Origin of the sequence: Cobetia sp. SIMBA_158 (assembly GCF_046566945.1) — a bacterium.
Classification (GTDB): domain Bacteria; phylum Pseudomonadota; class Gammaproteobacteria; order Pseudomonadales; family Halomonadaceae; genus Cobetia; species Cobetia amphilecti.
The window spans coordinates 1-260 of sequence record NZ_JAWJYL010000585.1 but is presented as its reverse complement, the minus strand read 5'-3'; the positions used below and the strand labels follow the sequence as shown (position 1 = coordinate 260).

At 39.2% G+C, this 260-nt stretch carries 1 pseudogene; it reads left to right on the top strand.

The features are described from left to right. Positions 1–198 (top strand): annotated as a pseudogene (locus tag R2R70_RS21175) (NAD(P)(+) transhydrogenase); the annotation flags it as partial. Positions 199–260 lie beyond the last annotated feature (62 nt).

Sequence of the window (260 nt, the reverse complement as noted above, 5' to 3'; positions counted from 1 at the left end):
GAAACCAAAGAAGTACTTGGGGTACATTGCTTTGGCGAACGTGCCTCTGAAATTGTTCACATTGGCCAGGCCATTATGGAGCAAAAAAATGGTGGCAATAATATCGACTACTTTGTAAATACCACATTTAACTACCCAACCATGGCAGAAGCCTATCGAGTTGCAGCATTAAATGGTTTAAATCGCTTGTTTAAGTAAGCACTTTAAAGCGTATAAACAAAAAGCCCGCTGTTAAGCGGGCTTTTTAGTATTAATGCATA